The 16,627-nt window shown below is 66.6% G+C and carries 16 protein-coding genes and 1 tRNA gene; 7 read left to right on the forward strand and 10 right to left on the reverse strand.

Annotated elements, in window-relative coordinates; all coding sequences use genetic code 11:
- Positions 1-128: 128 nt before the first annotated feature.
- Positions 129-929: a lysophospholipid acyltransferase family protein gene (locus FOE78_RS16055; protein ID WP_228265851.1), complete on the reverse strand. Its 801-nt coding sequence runs from the start codon at positions 927-929 to the stop codon at positions 129-131.
- Between the two features lie 26 nt (positions 930-955).
- On the opposite strand from FOE78_RS16055, the gene cofC reads away from it, so the two are divergent.
- Entirely contained in the window at positions 956-1,783 is an 828-nt protein-coding gene (gene cofC, locus FOE78_RS16060; RefSeq protein ID WP_210414623.1) for a 2-phospho-L-lactate guanylyltransferase, read from the forward strand.
- 102 nt (positions 1,784-1,885) lie between these two features.
- On the opposite strand, the gene FOE78_RS16065 is transcribed toward cofC, so the two are convergent.
- The 3 genes from FOE78_RS16065 to leuC form a co-directional block, all read right to left on the reverse strand.
- Positions 1,886-2,569 carry an HU family DNA-binding protein gene (locus tag FOE78_RS16065; RefSeq protein WP_143987196.1) on the reverse strand — a complete coding sequence of 228 codons (684 nt, stop codon included), beginning with the start codon at positions 2,567-2,569 and terminating at the stop codon, positions 1,886-1,888.
- A 159-nt stretch (positions 2,570-2,728) separates the two neighbouring features.
- Positions 2,729-3,337, reverse strand: a complete 609-nt coding sequence (leuD, locus tag FOE78_RS16070; protein ID WP_143987197.1) for a 3-isopropylmalate dehydratase small subunit — start codon at positions 3,335-3,337, stop codon at positions 2,729-2,731.
- Between the two features lie 35 nt (positions 3,338-3,372).
- A complete protein-coding gene (gene leuC, locus FOE78_RS16075) occupies positions 3,373-4,773 on the reverse strand; it encodes a 3-isopropylmalate dehydratase large subunit (RefSeq protein WP_143987198.1) in 1,401 nt (466 codons plus the stop codon).
- A 125-nt stretch (positions 4,774-4,898) separates the two neighbouring features.
- Here leuC and FOE78_RS16080 point away from each other — a divergent pair, with 125 nt between their 5' ends.
- The 4 genes from FOE78_RS16080 to FOE78_RS16095 all read left to right on the forward strand — a co-directional run bounded on the left by FOE78_RS16080 (position 4,899) and on the right by FOE78_RS16095 (position 7,448).
- Complete coding sequence (locus FOE78_RS16080; RefSeq protein WP_143987199.1) at positions 4,899-5,621, forward strand: IclR family transcriptional regulator; 723 nt, start codon at positions 4,899-4,901, stop codon at positions 5,619-5,621.
- A gap of 42 nt (positions 5,622-5,663) precedes the next feature.
- On the forward strand, positions 5,664-6,134 hold the full coding sequence (locus FOE78_RS16085) for a hypothetical protein (protein ID WP_143987200.1): 471 nt from the start codon (positions 5,664-5,666) through the stop codon (positions 6,132-6,134).
- A gap of 88 nt (positions 6,135-6,222) precedes the next feature.
- Positions 6,223-6,888 (forward strand): DUF4352 domain-containing protein, encoded by a 666-nt coding sequence (locus tag FOE78_RS16090; RefSeq protein ID WP_143987201.1) that lies wholly within the window; start codon positions 6,223-6,225, stop codon positions 6,886-6,888.
- Positions 6,885-7,448, forward strand: a complete 564-nt coding sequence (locus FOE78_RS16095) for a hypothetical protein (RefSeq protein ID WP_143987202.1) — start codon at positions 6,885-6,887, stop codon at positions 7,446-7,448. The genes FOE78_RS16090 and FOE78_RS16095 overlap by 4 nt, the downstream gene beginning before the upstream one ends.
- Here the strand turns inward: FOE78_RS16095 and FOE78_RS16100 are convergent.
- The 5 genes from FOE78_RS16100 to FOE78_RS16120 form a co-directional block, all read right to left on the reverse strand.
- Positions 7,424-8,815: a hypothetical protein gene (locus FOE78_RS16100; RefSeq protein WP_143987203.1), complete on the reverse strand. Its 1,392-nt coding sequence runs from the start codon at positions 8,813-8,815 to the stop codon at positions 7,424-7,426. The two genes, FOE78_RS16095 and FOE78_RS16100, sit on opposite strands and share 25 nt — an antisense overlap.
- A 106-nt stretch (positions 8,816-8,921) precedes the next feature.
- Positions 8,922-8,993: transfer RNA gene (locus tag FOE78_RS16105), tRNA-Gln, on the reverse strand.
- Positions 8,994-9,102: 109 nt separating this feature from the next.
- Positions 9,103-10,137, reverse strand: a complete 1,035-nt coding sequence (locus tag FOE78_RS16110) for a CPBP family intramembrane glutamic endopeptidase (RefSeq protein WP_143987204.1) — start codon at positions 10,135-10,137, stop codon at positions 9,103-9,105.
- A 7-nt stretch (positions 10,138-10,144) separates the two neighbouring features.
- Positions 10,145-11,689: a glutamate--tRNA ligase gene (gltX, locus tag FOE78_RS16115; protein ID WP_407662588.1), complete on the reverse strand. Its 1,545-nt coding sequence runs from the start codon at positions 11,687-11,689 to the stop codon at positions 10,145-10,147.
- 45 nt (positions 11,690-11,734) lie between these two features.
- Positions 11,735-12,535 (reverse strand): fumarylacetoacetate hydrolase family protein, encoded by an 801-nt coding sequence (locus FOE78_RS16120; protein WP_143987206.1) that lies wholly within the window; start codon positions 12,533-12,535, stop codon positions 11,735-11,737.
- 43 nt (positions 12,536-12,578) lie between these two features.
- Here FOE78_RS16120 and FOE78_RS16125 point away from each other — a divergent pair, with 43 nt between their 5' ends.
- Both FOE78_RS16125 and FOE78_RS16130 read left to right on the forward strand, forming a co-directional pair.
- Positions 12,579-13,889 carry a thymidine phosphorylase gene (locus FOE78_RS16125; RefSeq protein ID WP_143987207.1) on the forward strand — a complete coding sequence of 437 codons (1,311 nt, stop codon included), beginning with the start codon at positions 12,579-12,581 and terminating at the stop codon, positions 13,887-13,889.
- Between the two features lie 229 nt (positions 13,890-14,118).
- Positions 14,119-14,769 (forward strand): GNAT family N-acetyltransferase, encoded by a 651-nt coding sequence (locus FOE78_RS16130; protein WP_143987208.1) that lies wholly within the window; start codon positions 14,119-14,121, stop codon positions 14,767-14,769.
- Here FOE78_RS16130 and FOE78_RS16135 read toward each other — a convergent pair.
- Positions 14,734-16,623 carry a glycogen debranching N-terminal domain-containing protein gene (locus FOE78_RS16135; RefSeq protein WP_143987209.1) on the reverse strand — a complete coding sequence of 630 codons (1,890 nt, stop codon included), beginning with the start codon at positions 16,621-16,623 and terminating at the stop codon, positions 14,734-14,736. The genes FOE78_RS16130 and FOE78_RS16135 overlap by 36 nt on opposite strands.
- Positions 16,624-16,627: the final 4 nt, after the last annotated feature.

Here is a 16,627-nt window from a genome sequence, read left to right on the forward strand (position 1 = left end):
TGGCAGCACCCGGATCCGGCAGCCCAGAACCCGAACATTCGGCAACCCGGCCGGCTGCCGGCAGGGCTCCCGAGGTCGTTCGGCGATCGGCACTGGTAATCAGATCTCTCGGCCCGAACGGCACACGGTCAGCGCTGTTCGGGGCGGAGCTCCTCGACCAGCTCGGTGATCGCCGACATGATCCGCCGGGTCGCGATGCGGGCGTTCTCGGTGGTGACCGGAGTGCTGCGAAGATCATCCAACCGGACCGGATCGCCGACCAGCATAGAGATCCGCTTCGGCGGCAGGATGCGCGGACAGCCACTTCGCTTGCCGTAGAGGATCTGCTGCGCGCCCCATTGCCCGATCGGGATCACGGTCGCGCCGGAACGCAGGGCCAATCGGGCGGCCCCGGTCTTGCCCTTCATCGGCCACAGTTCCGGGTCGTCGGTGATCGTGCCCTCCGGATAGATCACCACACTGTCGCCGCGTTCCAGCACCGTCATAGCGTGCTCCAAGGCGTCACCCGCGGTGGCCGACGTGCGGAGCACCGGGATCTGCCCGGCGGCTCGCAGCAACGGGCCGAGCACCGGAACGCCGAACAACGACGCCTTGGCCAGGAACCGCGGCCAGATCCCGTTCCGGACAAGGAAACTTCCGACCAGCAGCGGGTCGACGTTGGAGATGTGATTGACGGCCAGGATGACGCCCCGGCCGTCCTCCCCGGCGAAAGTCCGCAACCGATCTGCCGCACGCCAATCGGAACGCGTCAGGGCCGTGGTGACGCCGACGACCACCCGGACCAGGCCACGCAAGCTCCGGGCCGGAGTCGTCGGCAGCTGCAGCGAGGAACGCCGATCAGGATCGCCTGCGTGATCAGCATCGCTGTGATGATCAGGTCTGTCTTGATCATCGCGGCGGTCTCGGTGGTCCGGCGGGTCGGTGGTCACAGTACGAGCATGACAGGATCGGTCCCGTGCTGTCGTGGGGTGGAGTTGTCGCGTTGAAGCCGGCCGCCGTCGGGAAGTCCCGGCTCGGCGTGTTGCCCGTTCCGCTGCGGGAGCGGCTGGCGCTGATGATGGCACTCGACTCGTTGACGGCGATCGCGGCCGCGACCGATCGGCTGCTGGTGATCACCGACGATCCCAACCTGCCGGGAATCCTTGCGCAGGAGGACATCGATGCCGAGGTGCTTGCGGAACCGGATGGTGGCGGGCTGAATGCAGCGCTGTCCGCCGGTGATCTGGCGCTGCGTGAAGCCGACTGTGATCACGTCCTGGCGGCGGTCGGCGATCTTCCCGCACTGACAGCCGAATCGGTGACGGCGTTCCTGGCTGCTGCCGCGGTCCGCGCGGTTCCCGGACGGGCCTTCGTACCCGATCGCAGTGGCGTCGGAACCACCCTGCTGGCGGCATCGGGGGTCGCGCTGAATCCCTTGTTCGGTGGGCAATCCGCGGCGGCGCACCGGGACTCCGGAGCAGTGCCGATCGATGATCTTGATCTGCCCGGGCTGCGCTCGGACGTGGATGCGCCCGCGGATCTCCCGCCGGCGATCGAGGTCGGCGTCGGTCGCTACACCGCGTCCTTGGTCGCACCGCAAGACCGTGACTTGGCCGAGTACGTGCCGGTCACCGTCGCCGGACCGGTAGGGGATCAGACGGACGAGTATGCGGTGATCACCGATTCCGGCGTACGACTCCGGCTGGCCTCGGCGGTGCTGGATCGCCGGATCAGGTTTCTGCGGGCGGGTCAGCGCCTGCACGCCGTACGGGCCGGTGACGCGGTGCTCAGCGCCTGGTTCTGAATCCAGCAAGGCGTATCCCGCGACCGCAGTTGCGAAGGCCCGGGCAGCGGGTCAGCTGTCCGGGCCTTTCGCGATGATCTTCAGTTGTCAGTCGAGCAATGATCAACGAGCGGCGCGCTTGGCCGTCGTCTTCTTGGCCGGAGCCTTCCTGGCAGCGGTCTTGGTGGCCGGTGCCTTCTTGGCGGCGGTCGTCCTCTTGGCCGCGGTCTTGGTGGCCGTTGCCCGTGCCGGTGCCTTCTTGGCCACGGTCTTGGTCGCAGGCGCCTTCTTGGCGGCCGTCTTGGTGGCGGCAGCGCGGGTGGCCGGCGCCTTCTTGGCGGTGGTCCTCTTGGCCGGGGCCTTCTTCGCCGCGGTGGTAGTGGCTGCAGCCTTCTTGGCCGTGGTCTTCTTGGCCGTGGTCTTCTTGGCCGGGGCCTTCTTCGCCGCGGTCGTGGTCGCCGCCGCCTTGGTCGGGGCCGCGGTGGTGGTCTTGGCGACGGCCTTCTTCGCCGTTGCCCGCGGCGGCTTCTTCTCGCCGGACACGTAGGCCTTCAATTCCGAACCTGCACGGAATTTCGGCACTGCCGTTGCCTTGGCACGCTTGCGCTCTCCGGTCCGCGGGTTGCGCACCATCCGGGCCGGACGCTTGATCTTCTCGAAGACGCCGAAGCCGGTGATCGACACCTTCTCGCCGCGGGCCGTCGTGTAAGTGATCGTGTCGACGACCGCGTTCAGTGCTTTGGCCGCTTGGGCCTTGCTGCCGTCGAACTCGACGGCGAGCGCCTCGATTAACTCAGCCTTGTTCACAGCTTCCCTTCTTCGAACGCCAAAATCAGCGCCGCACCTTGCGACTACGTGCTAACGCTAGGGAAACCGAGCACCTGAAACAAACACCGCAAGCCCCGAAACGCCGTGTCGTAAGGAAATTCGGCGATTTTCGGGGCTTGCGAGGGTGTTTTCGGCCGATCAGGCGGTGGTTTGCGCCGCCACGGTGGTCGGTTGGAAACCCAGCCGATTCGCTTCGTACGCGGTGATCTCGGCCTCCTTGCGCAGGGTCAAGCCGATGTTGTCGAGGCCTTCCAGCAGCCGCCAGCGGGTGTAGTCGTCGATCGTGAAGGCTGTGCTGAAGCCGTCGCTGGCCTGGATCGTCCGGGTCTGCAGATCGACCGTGATCTCTGTCTCCGGGTGGTTCTCGACGATCTTCCACAACTGTTCGACGTCCTCGTGGGACACCTTGGCCAGCAACAAACCCGCGTTGCCGGAGTTGTTGGAGAAGATGTCACCGAAGCGGGATCCGATGACGACCTTGAACCCGTAGTCCTGCAAGGCCCAGACCGCGTGCTCCCGCGACGATCCGGTGCCGAAGTCCGGACCGGTGATCAAGATCGTGGCGCTGCGATACGGCGGCTGGTTCAGGACGAACTCGGGATCCTTGCGCCAGGCGGCGAACAGTCCGTCCTCGAAGCCGGTCCGGGTGACCCGCTTGAGGTAGACCGCCGGGATGATCTGATCGGTGTCGACATTGCTGCGACGCAACGGCAGCCCGGTGCCGGTGTGACTGGTGAACTTTTCCATGATCATGACTCCTTGTGGCCAGTGAGGTGTCGCGGTCAGCGCTGCAGGTCTGCGGGTGCGGTCAGCTTGCCGGTCACCGCGGTGGCCGCGGCGACGACCGGCGAGACCAGATGGGTCCGGCCGCCCTTGCCTTGCCGGCCTTCGAAATTCCGGTTGGAGGTGGACGCACTGCGCTCGCCCGGCGCCAGCTTGTCCGGGTTCATCGCCAGACACATCGAGCATCCGGCGCCGCGCCATTCGGCACCGGCCTCCTTGAAGATCACGTCCAGGCCCTCGGACTCGGCCTGCAGCCGAACCCGAGCCGATCCGGGAACAACCAGCATCCGTACCGAATCGGCGACGGTGTGACCCTTGATCACCTCGGCGGCGGCGCGCAGGTCCTCGATCCGGCCGTTGGTGCAGGAACCCAGGAAGATCGTGTCCACCGCGATCTCCTTCATCGGCGTACCGGCCTTCAGATCCATGTACTCCAAGGCTTTCTGGGCCGCGACCCGGGAGGTCTCGTCATGGAAGGTCTCCGGATCCGGCACCGACGCCGACAGCGGTACGCCCTGGCCGGGGTTGGTGCCCCAGGTCACGAACGGCGACAACTCGGCGGCGTCCAGGTCGATCTCCAGATCGAAGCGGGCGTCGTCGTCGGTCCGCAACGACTTCCAGTAGTCGACGGCGGCATCCCAGTCCGCGCCCTGCGGCGCATGCGGCCGGCCCTTCAAGTACTCGAAGGTGGTCTCGTCCGGCGCGATCATGCCCGCCTTGGCACCCCATTCGATGCTCATGTTGCAGATCGTCATCCGCCCTTCCATGGAAAGGCTTTCGATCACCGAGCCGCGGTATTCGGCGATGTAGCCCTGGCCGCCGCCGGTGCCAACCTTGGCGATCAGCGCCAGCACGATGTCCTTGGCGGTTACGCCGGCCGGCAGTTCGCCGTTGACGTTGACGGCCAACGTCTTCGGCTTGCGCTGCGGCAGCGTCTGGGTGGCCAGCACGTGCTCGACCTCGGAGGTGCCGATGCCGAAAGCCAACGCACCGAAAGCCCCGTGGGTCGAGGTGTGCGAGTCACCACAGACCACGGTCATCCCCGGCTGGGTCAGGCCCAGCTGCGGACCGATGATGTGCACGATGCCCTGATCAAGATCACCCAGCTGGTAGATCGGCACGCCGAATTCCTTGGCGTTCTTCCGCAGGGTCTCCACCTGGGTCCGGGAGACCGGGTCGGCGATCGGCTTGTCCACGTCGAGGGTCGGGATGTTGTGATCCTCGGTGGCCAGGGTCAGATCCGGACGCCGCACCTGTCGGCCCGCCTGACGAAGACCGTCGAAGGCCTGCGGGCTGGTCACCTCGTGCACCAGGTGCAGGTCGATGTAGAGCAGCTGATTGTTCTCGTCGGCGTCCACGACGTGGGCGTCCCACACCTTCTCACTCAGCGTCTTACCCATCCGAAGCGCTCTCCCTGTCACGTCGACGCAGTCGCGCCGACTGATTGATGATCTTGATCTGAGTTATTCGCCGATGTTCGCCGCCAGAACTTGCATTCCAGCATTCGAGACGGCAATATCAAGCCATGGACAACTCTAGCGGTGTCGGCGTTCTGGACAAAGCGGCTCTCGTGCTGGGCGCACTGGAGACCGGGCCGACCACCCTGGCCGGACTGGTCTCTGCGACCGGTCTGGCCCGCCCGACGGCCCATCGGCTGGCCGTCGCACTGGAACATCATCGGCTGGTCAGCCGTGACCTGCAGGGCCGGTTCGTGCTCGGCCCGCGGCTCGGTGAGCTGGCCTCGGCCGCCGGTGAGGACCGGCTGCTCGCCACCGCCGGACCGGTGCTGGCCCGGCTGCGCGACATCACCGGCGAATCGGCTCAACTCTTCCGCCGACAAGGCGATTTCCGGATCTGTGTCGCGGCCGCGGAGCGTCAGTCCGGGCTGCGGGACACCGTCCCGATCGGGTCCCAGTTGACCATGACCGCCGGCTCGGCGGCCCAGATCCTGCTGGCCTGGGAGGATCCGGAGCGGATGCAGCGCGGGCTGCGTGGGTCGCGCTACACCGCGGTCGCGTTGGCTGCGGTACGACGTCGGGGCTGGGCTCACTCGGTCGGCGAACGGGAGGCGGGGGTTGCCTCGGTGTCGGCGCCGGTGCGTTCGCCCTCCGGCAAGGTGATCGCCGCGGTCAGCGTCTCCGGTCCGATCGAACGGCTCTCCCGGCAGCCGGGCAGACTGCATGCTCCGGCCGTGATCGCCGCCGCCGAGCGGCTCAGCGAGGTGCTGCGTCGTACCGGCACGGAGTGACGGCACTGCAGCCGGACACCGTACGGCCTTAGGCTGTCGGCCATGATCGCCCGCCCCAGCGTCCGTACGGTGACGCTGCGTTGGGCCATCCCGATCGCCGCCGTGTTGGTGCTGGTGCTGGTCACCTGGACCGCCGGCGGGTTTCGTCCGGCTGCTGCGGTCAGCGGACCCCGAGCCGAACTCGGTCAGCCGATCAAACTCAAACGCTGGCTGCTGACCATCCATCCGCGGGTCGTGCTGACCGACGTCAGCATCGACGGCATCGACCAGGATCCGGCGTTCAGGATCACGGCGACGGTCGAATCGACGGCAGACGAGACGATCGACATCTTTCCCGAGTTGATCAAGGTCCGTACTCCCTCGGGTCCGCCCACCAAGGACCGGTCGGATGTCGACTTCGACACCTACCAGGGCTTCGATCCCGACGTCGGTTCCGAACAGATGTGGGACTTCGACTGGTCGGGCAAGCAGGCCCCGAGCACATCACGATCATCATCCAGGACGAGAAGTTGACCGACAACTTCCTCTACGGGCAGGAGTGGCATCCGGGAAGTACGGCCGCGGTGATCACCGCGCCGGTGATCGACGAGCGGCACAAGAAATGACCGACCGTACTGTTGATCATGAAGATCAGCCTGTTGATCATGAGGATCAGCCTGTTGATCATGAAGATCCGGCCGAGGCCGCCGATCGGCGTCGACGGCCGAGCCGGCGAGACGGCCTGCTGGCGTTGGCCGTCTGCCTCGCCGTGGTCGCGGTACTGGCGGTGACCAGTCCCGATCCCGATACCGTCCAGGTCGACTACGTCGACGCACCCCTGGGTCACTGGGCCGCAACCCGTACCTATGACGCGAAACTCAGCAAGATCGAATACGCGACCTCGGTCAAGCCGGCGGGCGACTACCAGGATCCGGTGACCAGTACGGAGACCTTTGTTGTTGCCACGCTGACCGTACGGTCGAAGGCGAAGACCGATCTGCTGCTGGACTCGATCGAGTTGCACACGTCCGACGGACGGATCTATCACGACCGAGACCAATTCCAGATCGCGCAGCTGCCGATCATCCAGCCCGGCTTCACCGGTCACGGCCAGTCGGTGTTCGAGGTGCCCGAGGACCGGCTGCGGGGCGCGCAGCTGGTGATCAACCCGAGCGCCGACCAGTTCAAGTGGTACGACTCGGGCGCGCGCTTCACCCTGGACGACCGGTTCACGATCGACGATCACCCCATCCGGCTGGGCACCGGACACAGCGCGGTGAGCCGATGACGATCACCGGCCGCGGTCGATGGCTGGTCGCCGCCTGCCTGGCCGTGATCGTGGCGCTGGCCGCGGCGGGCTGGCAGGCTCGGATCCATTGGTCTGCAAGGAATCCGCGGCCCGACCTGACCACAACGGTCGGCAGCACGGTCACCAGCCACGGCGCGACCTTCCGGATCGACAAAGTCCAGGTCGCCCGCCAGCTGCCGGCCGAGGAGCAGGGCGATCCGCCGGTCAAGGCGCCCGCCGGTGCGGTGATCGTGCTGATCACGCTGACCACCGAGATCGTCGACGACTCGGTGAAACCGGACGACAATCTGTGCGAGACGACCTTGATCGATCCGGACGGCCGCACCTGGCGCACTGGCAACGACGACATCACCTACAACCTCAAGCGTCCCGCAGCGTTGAGCTGCGCCGGCAGCTCCGATCACAGGATCCGCGCTCATCACCCGCTGCAGGTCGGCTTCTCCTACCTGATCCCGGCCACGGCCGCCGACACCTTCCGGATCCGAATGGACATCGGCACCGGTGGCGACGACGATTACCTGGTCGATTTCACCCGCTGAGCCGGCGGGGTGACCGGCGGTGTGCCCGGTGGCCGAACGATCCGGTCGGCCGGGAGTCGGCCGACACCGGCCGCCTCCCCCATCACCTGATCGAAGGCGGCGGCGTACAGCGAGATCAGCAGCGGCGTCATGATCACACCGACCAGCAGATCCTGGAACGGTTCGATCGCGAACGTGGTGGCCAGGTCGTGCGGGCCGATCAGCACGGTGAGGCCGACGGTCAGCCAGTTCTGCGCCGCCCAGAGCACGGTGGCGAGCACCAGATAGCTGCCCAGGAAACGCGGCCCCGAACGCCACACCAACCGGAACGCGTACGCCACCGGCAGCCACTTGGTGCGCAGGTCGTCGGTGGCGAATCGGGCCGCCATCCCGACCGCGCCCGTCGTCGGCCCGGTGACCCTGCCCAGCCGTTCGGCGGCGCGCTCCAACCTCGTACCGGTGACGACGTCACGGCCGGCGAACTGACGCCAGCCGAAGACAGTGCCGGTCAGCGCCAGCCACATCAGCGGCAACAGCACCCGGTTCGCCAGACCCGGCAGCAGGGTGTGTGCACACCAGCCGACCAGCTGCTGCAGCATCACCGGCAGGGTCAGCCCGAACCACAGCTGCCAGTCCGGCAGCACACCGAGCACCGCGCGCCACAGCGTCTCCAGGCCGACCGTGACGGCGCGGTCCTGCCACCAGGACTTGAACCAGGTCCAGGCGATGCCCAGCAGCATGAACAGCCCGAAGACCACGGTCCCGTCGGCGATCACCTCGGCGATGCCGGTCCAGGCACCCAGCTGGTGGTGGCGTCGAATCCTGGCCACCGCGACCTCGACCAGCTTGCCGAAGATCCAGGCGCCGACGGTGAGGCCGAGATAGAACGGCAGCCGGTCGGTGGCGAAGCTGATCGACCAGTGATCGGGGTCGAGAGAGCCCTCCTGGCTGAGATTGGCGAAGAACAGATCGCGGACCTCGTCCTGGATGTAGCCCCAGACCGAGTAGACGGCCAGGAACGGGCCGATCGCCGAGACCAGCACCAGCATCCGCCCCTCGTCGGCGAAGATCTGGTTCGGAAGATTGCGCCGGGCCTGGCCGGTGGCAGGTTCGAGCCGGCTCTGCTGAAGGAGGCGACGGGGCGTGGTCAGGTTCGGCTTGAGTGAGTGGATCATCAGGACCTGGGCGGCGAGCCAGCCGAGCACGCCGAGAATGAACGCCATCGTCGACAGCAGCTGATGATCATTACCGATCCGCGCCGACAGCTGGGTGCCGACGATGTGCACGGCGGTGCCCAGGCAGAACCAGGTGATCAACTTGCCGAGATTGCGGCGCCAGAGGGTCAGCGCCTCGCCGCTCAGCGTCAGCAACTCGTTCAACACACCCACGGGCCGCAGCGTAGCCGCCCGGGCGGTTGGGCCGTGTGTCCTGGAACACCGAAACGGCCGCCCGAGAACATCTCGAGCGGCCGATACAGCAGGTTCAGCAAACTTGCTGGGGTACCAGGACTCGAACCTGAACTAACTGAACCAGAATCAGTCGGGCTGCCAATTACCCCATACCCCAAGGGTTTGTTGCCTCCTGGCAACGACCATGAACTCTACTAGAAGGGCCGCTGTTCGCCCAAACCGGGCGCGGTTCACCCTCGCCGGCCGACCGATCAGGGTGCCATCGATCAGGGCGTCAGCGTGCGAAGCTTGAGCTTGCGTCCGGCGAGGTAGGCCAGGACGGCGAACAGTGCGAAGCCGCCGACGTCAACCGCTGCACTGACCCAACCGATCTCCTGCAGGTTGCGCGAGGTGGCGATGGTGCTGGTCAGTCCGGCCAGGAACCAGGCGTACACGTTGTTGATCACATGTGCGCCGACGCCGGCCTCGATGCCGCCGGTGCGCATCACCAGCATCGCAGCCAGCAATCCGAAGGCGAACCGGTCGATGAACAGCGGCAGATTCTGGGTGCCGTGGAACAGCGCGAACACCAGTGAGGAGACGATGACGCCGAACCACGGGTTCTTGACCAGGCTGCCGAAGGCCTGCAGCAGATAGCCGCGGAAGAGATACTCCTCACCGATCGCCTGCAACGGCGAGGTGAGGATGATCACGATCGCGAACAGCCAGAAATGCTGCTGCGGCCGCACGTGCACCGCGGGACCGGCCGCGATCGACGCCAGATGGACCGCGGCGAACGCGAGGGCCGCGACGCCGAGACTGATCCAGACGAACTTCCAGCGCAGCCGGGGTTGCACCGAGCCGAGCCAGCGTGGTCGGACGTGGTGGACCAGCATGATCGTCGCGAACGAGATCGGGATCAGCGCTGCGATGCCGAGATTCTGCGCCAGCATCCCGGCGGGCAGTTCGAATCCGAGCGCCTGCTTGCTGTACTCGGCGAAGCCGATCCCGGGCGAGGTGATCGTCCAGCTGAGCATCACGATCGCCTGGCTGATCACCGCGGACAGCAGGATATAGAGCGAGATCGCCATCAGCACGCCCAGCAGCGACCGCCACCAGACATGATCGGCGGTCCGCAGCACCTGGGAGTAGAGCGCGCCCGACGGCGGCGTCTGCTCGATCGCTGCGTACGCGTCGAAGGCACCCGGCCGCTGGCCAGCCTTGTTCGGCTTGGCGACAGCACGGTTTCGGTTTGCCTGCTTGGGTTTCGGCTGACCTTGGTTCGCCGGGTTGCCGTGCGTACGACGCTTCTTGCTGCTCACCGCCGGGCTAGCCCTGCGTCTGGGGACCGAGGTAGGCCTTGGCTCGGCCGATCCGGCTCAGGCTTGACTCGCGGCCGAGTAGCTCCATCGATTCGAACAGCGGCGGCGAGATCCGCTTTCCGCTGATCGCGGCTCGGACCGGTCCGAAAGCCTTACGTGGCTTCATTCCCAGGCCGTCGATCAGCGCCGTCCGCAGCGCGATCTCGATCTGATCATGATCGAATTGATCAAGCCCGGTGATCGCCGATTCGGCTGCTTCGAGCACCGGCAGCGCGTCCGGTTTCAGGCCGGCGTCGTCGGCGATGGTGATCTGATCATCGTCCAGGAACAGGAAATCCAACAGGGCAACGGATTCGCTCAGTGTGTTTATCCGCTCCTGCACCAACGGCGTCGCCCGGCTCAGCAACTCGAGCTGCTCCGGCTCCGGCGGCTCGGCCAGCACCCCCGCGTCGATCAGGTACGGGGTCAGCCGGGCCGTGAGATCGGCCGGATCCAGCAGCCGGATGTGCGCGGCGTTGATCGCCTCGCACTTCTTCGGATCGAACCTGGCCGGGTTGGCGTTCACCCGCCGGATGTCGAAAGCCTGCACCATCTCGTCCATGCCGAAGACGTCCCGATCATCGGCGATCGCCCAACCCAGTAGGGCCAGATAGTTCAGCAGCCCCTCGGGCAGATATCCGGCCAGCTGGTACTCCTGCAGCCCGGATCCCTTGTCCCGCTTGGAAAGCCGGCGATTGCCCTCGCCGAGCACGGTCGGCAGATGGCCGAACTTCGGCGTCCGGCCAGGCCCGACTCCGATCTCGGCGAGCGCCCGATACATCACGATCTGGCGCGGTGTCGAGGACAGCAGATCCTCGCCGCGGAGCACGTGGGTGATCTCCATCAACGCATCGTCGACCGGGTTGACCAGGGTGTAGAGCGGGCTGCCGTCGGCTCGCACGATCACGTAGTCCGGCACGTGCTCGGCGTCGAAGTGCACCGGCCCGCGGACCAGATCGAGGAAGTCGATCGAGCCGTCCGGGATCCGCATCCGGATCACCGCCGGGATCCCCGCGGCTTGTTTCTCCGCCACTTGCCCGGCGGTCAGCTCGCGGCAAAAGCCGTCGTAACCGGACGGTCCGCTCTTGCCTTGGGCCTGTTGCCGGGCATCGATCTCCTCCCGGGTGCAGAAGCAGCGGTAGGCGTGCCCGCCGGCCAGCAACTTGGTCACCCCGTCGGCGTAGATGTCGCCGCGCTCGGACTGGATGTACGGACCGTGCGGGCCCTCCTTGTCCGGTCCCTCGTCCCAGTCCAGACCCAGCCAGCGCAGCGCCGCGATCAAGCCCTCCAGCGAGCCCTCGGTGTTGCGGGCGGTGTCGGTGTCCTCGATCCGCAGCACGAAGCTGCCGCCGTAGTGCCGGGCGAAGGCCCAGTTGAACAACGCACTCCGGACGTTGCCGACATGCAGATTGCCGGTCGGCGACGGCGGGAACCGGACGCGTACGTCGGTCGGGTCGAGATCACCGATAACGTCGGCCTCGGTCAGCAGGGCAGGATGGTCAGAGCCGGTCACAACCGCCAACTCTAACGGGCCGTCCTCAAATCCAGCGGCCCGTCGTCATTCGGCCGCGATGACCGGGTTGGTCAGGGCGCCGATGCCGTCGATCTCGATGCTGACCTTCTGCCCGGGCTTCATCTCCCCGACTCCGGCCGGGGTGCCGGTCAAGATCACGTCGCCCGGCAACAGAGTGGTGTAGCTGGTGATGTAGACCACCAGGTCGACGATCTTGTTCAGCATGTCCCGGGTCGGGCCGTGCTGGCGTACCTCGTCGTCGACCGTGGTGGTGATCATCAGATTCTCCGCCTCCTCGATCTGAAGGTGGGTGACGATCCACGGGCCGAGGGGGCAGAACGTGTCCGAGCCCTTGGCCCGGGCCCACTGCTTGTCAGGTCCCTGCAGGTCGCGGGCGGTGACGTCGTTGGCGATGGTGTAGCCGAAGATCACATCCGGTACGCGTTCTGCCGGGACCTCCTTGCAGATCCGGCCGATCACGATCGCCAGCTCGCCCTCGTAGCTGAGCTGGTTGGTGTAGCTGGGATGGACGATCGCCTCGTCCGGTCCGATCACCGAGGTGTTCGGCTTCAGGAAGGTCATCGGCGTCTCGGGAATCTCGTTGCCGAGCTCGGCGGCGTGGTCGGCGTAGTTGCGGCCGACCGCGACCACCTTGCTACGCGGAATCACCGGCGCCAGCAGGCGTACCTGATCGAGGTCGAACCGCTGCCCGGTCAGCTGCACCTTGGTGGCCAGCGGATCGCCGGTCAGCGCGGACACCGTGTCGGGATGATCGCCGCCGTCGACAGCCAACTCGACAATGCCGTACTGAGGATCGGAACCTGCGGAGAATCGGGCGATGCGCATGAACGGAGCCTATCCACCGTGCCGGTGAGCCATACTCAGCCCCATGGCCAATCAGAACGACGCCGGGCAGACCGTACGGGGTTTCGATGCGCAGGAACTGATCAAGATCAAGCGCGACGGTGGCGTGCTGGCGCCCGATGCGATCGATTGGCTGATCGGCGGCTATGCCCGCGGCGAGGTGGCCGACGAACAGATGTCCGCGATGGCGATGGCGGTCTTCTTCCGGGGCCTGGACGATGCCGAACTGTCCGCGTGGACCACGGCCATGATCAACACCGGGGAGCGGATGGACTTCTCCGGGCTGTCCCGACCGACCGTGGACAAGCACTCGACCGGCGGCGTCGGTGACAAGATCACCTTGCCGCTGGCTCCACTGGTCGCGGCGTGTGGCGCGGCGGTCCCGCAGTTGTCGGGACGAGGGCTCGGACACACCGGCGGCACGCTGGACAAGTTGGAAGCGATCGCGGGCTGGCGAGCCGAGCTGTCCAACGCCGAAATGCTTGCTGGGTTGGAAGAAGTCGGTGCGGTCGTCTGCGCGGCGGGATCCGGGCTGGCGCCGGCCGATCGAAGGTTGTACGCGCTGCGAGACGTGACCGGCACGGTCGAATCCATCCCGCTGATCGCATCGTCGATCATGAGTAAGAAGATCGCCGAGGGCACCGGTGCCCTGGTGCTGGACGTGAAGGTCGGCAGCGGCGCGTTCATGCGTGACATCGATTCGGCCACTCGGCTCGCACGGGCGATGGTCGCGCTGGGTCGCGATGCCGGCGTACCGACGAGCGCTTTGCTTACCCGGATGGACACGCCGCTCGGCCTGGCCGCGGGCAATGCGGTCGAGGTGGCCGAGGCGGTCGAGGTGCTGGCCGGCGGCGGGCCGGCCGACGTCGTCGACCTGACCGTGGCTCTGGCCCGAGAAATGCTTGCCGCAGCAGGGATCTCTGACGTCGACCCTGCTGACCTGCTCAACTCCGGACGTGCGATGGACGTGTGGCGGAAGATGATCATGGTCCAGGGTGGCGATCCCGATGCACCGCTCCCCCAGCCCCGGGATACCGAGACCGTACGCGCCGACCGCGACGGCTACCTGACCGAGCTGGACGCGCTGGCCGTCGGTGTCGCCGCCTGGCGGCTCGGCGCCGGCCGAGCCCGCAAGGAGGACCCGGTCCAAGCCGCCGCCGGCATCCTGCTGCACGCCAAACCCGGCGACCAGGTCACCGCCGGCCAGCCCCTCATCACCCTGCACACCGACGATCCGGCCCGCATCCCCCGCGCCCTGCAAGCGCTCGACGGTCACTGGCAGATAGCCGACACCGCCCCCGCCCGTTCCCCGTTGATCATCGACCGCATCGCCTGACCTGCCGCCCGAAACGCGTCCCAAGGGCCCTCAGCCTGTCGAAGGACCGATCTGACCCTGGGAAATCTGCCGGCCAAATGGCAGAGTTTCCTGCCGGTTTGCAGCCATCTCGCCGGCAGATCGATCGACACCTTCCCACAGGTCGGCTCGGCTCTCGAAGATCGGCCGGCCGGGGCCGCCCGGCGCAAAAGCGGTCGCGGTTGAGCGGTGGAACGGTCAGGGTTGGGGGATGGACATGAGCGAGATCTGGCCGCCGTACCAGTTAGTGATCACTGCTGGTGATCTTGAACTCAAGATCATCCGGGATGATGATCTTCCCGAGTTCGTCGATCTGGTGCTCGATGGAGTGCATGATCCCGACTTCATGCCGTTCTCGGCGCCGTGGACCGATGCGCCTGCAGCCGAGCTGCCGGCCAACTTCGCGCGGTTCCACTGGTCGGTACGCAGCGGGTTCAGCCGGGAGCACTTCGCGCTGGATTTCGCCGTACGGCGCAACGGGGAGCTGGTCGGTTCGCAGGGCTTCTCGACCCACGACTACGCGATCACCCGTACGGGCGAGACCGGGTCCTGGCTGGCGCGACGCTTCCACGGCCAGGGCATCGGCACCCGGATGCGGCAAGCCGTCTGCGCGTTCGTGTTCGAGGAGCTCGGCGCGGTGCAGGTCACCTCAGGCGCATTCGATGACAATCCGGCATCGCTGGGAGTCAGTCGCAAGGTCGGCTACCGACCGAACGGGATCAAGCGGATGGCCCGCCGGGGCGAAGCGGCGATCAACCAGCAACTGCTGCTCAAGCCGGAGGATTTCAACCGCGGTGAGCCGATCGCGGTGACCGGCGCCGACGCGCTACGACGTTTCCTGCAACTCGACGTCGAAGGCTGACGCAACGACGATCGCGGCGGCAGCCGACCACGCTTGCGGTCGGCAGGCCGCCGGATACGGCACCGGCTTGTTGATCACGGTCGCCGGATCGCCCGAGTGCAGTTCGGGCATCCGATAGCCGAACGCCTCGGCGGCGCGCAGCAGTCCCTCCCCGAGCAGTCGAGCCTCGGCACGGAAACCCTCGGCGATCAGTCCGTTGATCACGATCGCGGTGTCGTGAGCCCACACCGACCCGCCGTGATAGCTGAGCGGCCAGTAGCCCGCCGAATCCGTCGACAACGTACGCAATCCGTAGCCGGAGTTCAGCTCCGGCCCGGCCAGCCGGTGGGCGATCAACTCCGCCTGCCCAGGTTGCAGAATCCCGGTACCGAGCAGATGCCCGATGTTGCTGGTGACCGAGTCGACCGGACGCTTCGCGGCATCCAGGGCGACCGCCGGATAGTCGCCGTCCGGATCCTGGATCCAGAACTCGGCGGCAAAGCGTTCCTTCAAACCTGCAGCCCAATCCCGCCAGGACGAGCCGTCGCGTCCGAAATGATCAAGAAGCTCGGCGCCGCCGATGGCAGCCTGGTAGGCGTAGCCCTGCACCTCACAGAGCGCGATCGGGCCTTCGGCGAGCCGGCCGTCCCGCCACTGGATCGAGTCGCCCGAGTCTTTCCAACCCTGGTTGGCCAAACCGTGCCCCGAGCGGTCCACGTACTCCAAGAATCCGTCGCCGTCGGCGTCCCCATGATCACGTAGCCAACCCAGCGCCGCTTCGAGTCCGGGCAGCAACTCTCGTACGTGATCATCTGCCAGTCCATGACGCCACGCCTCATGCAGCAGCACGATCCACAGCGGTGTTGCGTCGATGGTTCCGTAGTAGAGCGGCGGAAGATACAGTCCGCCGCCCAGCTCAAGTTGCCCCGAACGGAGCTCGTGCATGATCTTGCCCGGCTGCTCGGCCGTCTCGATCACCTCATCGGTGCCCTGATGTGCAGCAAGGATCCGCAATGTCGATTCGGCCATCGACGTGGTCAGACCCAGCAGCATTCGAGCCGCCCAGATCGAGTCCCGGCCGAAGAGGGTGAAGAACCACGGCGCCCCGGCAGCGAAGAATTCCTCGCCCGGCACCGCCTCGGTGGTCATCCGCAGCGCGTCAAGATCATTCAACGCGGTACGAACCCAGTGCCGCAGCCGGCTGTCGTCGGTTCGTGCCTCGACACCGGTCCACGGGGCGACGCCGTCTGCAGCACCGACCACTGCACGTGCATCGGACAGCTCCATCGACCAGTCGAGCCGCCGCGTCTGGTCCGGCGCCAGGTCGACCGGCCAGTTCATGATCAGCTTCGGCCCGTCCACCGTCAGTTCGGCATCAGCGGCCGTCAGTCGCGCCCGGCAGTCGCCGGAGACGATGATCACCTCGGACCCGTCACCGGTCACCGACAGGTCGGCATCGGCGCTCTGCCCCTGCTTGATCAACGCCATCGGCGAGAAGTCGGCGACCAGCGAGATCTCCACTGTGGTACGGATCCGGTCGCCATGCCCGTTGATCAACAGCACCCGCTCGGACAGTCGCCCGGCAGCCACCGAACGGCGGCGCTCCACGCGCAACCGCGGATCGGCGCCGTGATCGGCATCGCGCCGGACGATGCCGACGAACACCCCGGTCGAAGCGTCCTCGGCCGCCTGAGCGATCGACTCCGGTCGCTCGCCGTCGACCCGCAAACTCAGCCGGCGCAGGAACCTGACATCGCCGTGGTACAGCCCGTGGATCGGCTGCTCGGACAGGTCACCGTCGCTGCCGGACCAGAGCTGACTCGGCGCCCGCAACAGGATGACGCTGTCGTGCAGCAGCGGTTGCCTGGTCGACATCGGC

It is taken from the genome of Microlunatus elymi (assembly GCF_007362775.1).
Taxonomy (GTDB): Bacteria; Actinomycetota; Actinomycetes; order Propionibacteriales; family Propionibacteriaceae; genus Microlunatus; species Microlunatus elymi.